Source organism: Vibrio sp. M260118 (assembly GCF_036533755.1).
GTDB lineage: Bacteria > Pseudomonadota > Gammaproteobacteria > Enterobacterales > Vibrionaceae > Vibrio.
The window spans coordinates 1-1,439 of record NZ_JATABG010000570.1 but is presented as its reverse complement, the minus strand read 5'-3'; the positions used below and the strand labels follow the sequence as shown (position 1 = coordinate 1,439).

General features: G+C 46.6%; 2 protein-coding genes. Both read left to right on the top strand.

What is annotated here, in order from left to right:
- Positions 1–838 (top strand): peptidylprolyl isomerase (locus QTO00_RS19660; protein ID WP_331426250.1); only part of this gene is annotated, 838 nt, incomplete at its 5' end.
- A gap of 13 nt (positions 839–851) precedes the next feature.
- The coding region (gene modA, locus QTO00_RS19655; RefSeq protein WP_331426249.1) for a molybdate ABC transporter substrate-binding protein at positions 852–1,439 on the top strand (588 nt) is incomplete at its 3' end.

Sequence of the window (1,439 nt, the reverse complement as noted above, 5' to 3'; positions counted from 1 at the left end):
AGGAGTGCTTATGGATGAGCAGATCCGTCAATATATTTCAATGAAACTCGCAATAGAAATTTTCCAGTCTAACCCTGAGTTTCTGAATGAGCAGCAACAACAAGAATTGCAGCAGAGAGTCGATAAACTCTATCAACTGCAAAACAGTATTCTAAGTAGCAGTGAAGCACAGTTGGTCAAGGTTGCTCAAAGTGAGGTCGACCAAGCTTACCAATCGTGTGTCGAGCAATGTGAATCCCTCACTCAATTTCATCGGTTGATGAGTGCTCAGCAGATGACTGTGGAAGGGCTTAAGGGGGCGTTAAGTAGGGAACTGCGCTGTGAAAAAGTGCTTGAAGTGGTCTCTGAGGATGCGCCCGAATTGCAACGAGAGCAAGCATTAGAGTACTACCAAAAGCATCAAATAGATTTCTCCCGAGGCCGTACATGGAAGTTGCGCCAGATATTGATCACGATTAACCCCGACTATGAAGAGAACCGCCGTGAAAATGCTTGGAAGCGGATTAATGAGGTACGTGAGAAGGTGCCAGCGAGCGATTTCTCTGAGCTAGCTTTGCAACATTCCGAGTGCCCAAGTGCGCTAGAAGATGGCCTGCTGGGATGGTGTGAGGAGGGCAAGCTCTATCCAGAAATTGTGAATAGCCTTTATAGCCTCAAGCCTAATCAAGTAAGCGAACCCATTGAGACGGAAGTCGGGTTCCACCTTGTGGTTTGTCATGATGAAAAGCCGCCCTATACCGCACCATTTGAAGAAGTTTGGCCTTTCTTGCAACAAAAGCATTTAGCGAGAGCAAAGTCATTTATGCAGCGGCAATGGATGGCGCAGTTGGGTAATTAGTTTGGGAGGTTGTATGGCTCAAAGGGATATTAAAACACTCATTTTGATGGTTGGTAGTCTATTGTCATCGTTTTGCTTGGCTGACGACGCGTTAGTTGCAGTAGCGAATAATTTCCATCGACCTGCCCAAATCATAGCAGCGCATTTTAAGCAGCAGACTGGTCACCAGATACTGCTTAGTACTGGTTCAACGGGGCAGATCTACTCGCAAATTACTCATGGTGCGCCATACGATGTGTTTTTGTCTGCAGACCAGAAACGTCCTGCGCTGCTGGTGCAAAAACAGATAGCCACAGAGCAGATCACTTATGCTAAAGGGCGAATCGTACTTTGGTCGCCTGACAAGGCGCTGTTTAGTGATGGTCAGCAAGCACTAGTGTCAGGAGAGTTCGAACATATTGCTGTTGCGAATCCTAAAGTAGCCCCTTACGGCATGGCGTCGGTACAAGTAATGGAGAGTTTAGGCGTATACCCACAGTTGGAGAGTAAACTGGTGATGGGAAAGGGGCTGAACGCTACATACCAGTATTTAGTCACGGGTAATGCCGAGTTAGGCTTTCTAGCTATGTCACAAGTGGTGCAAAATGGATCTGTATTAGAA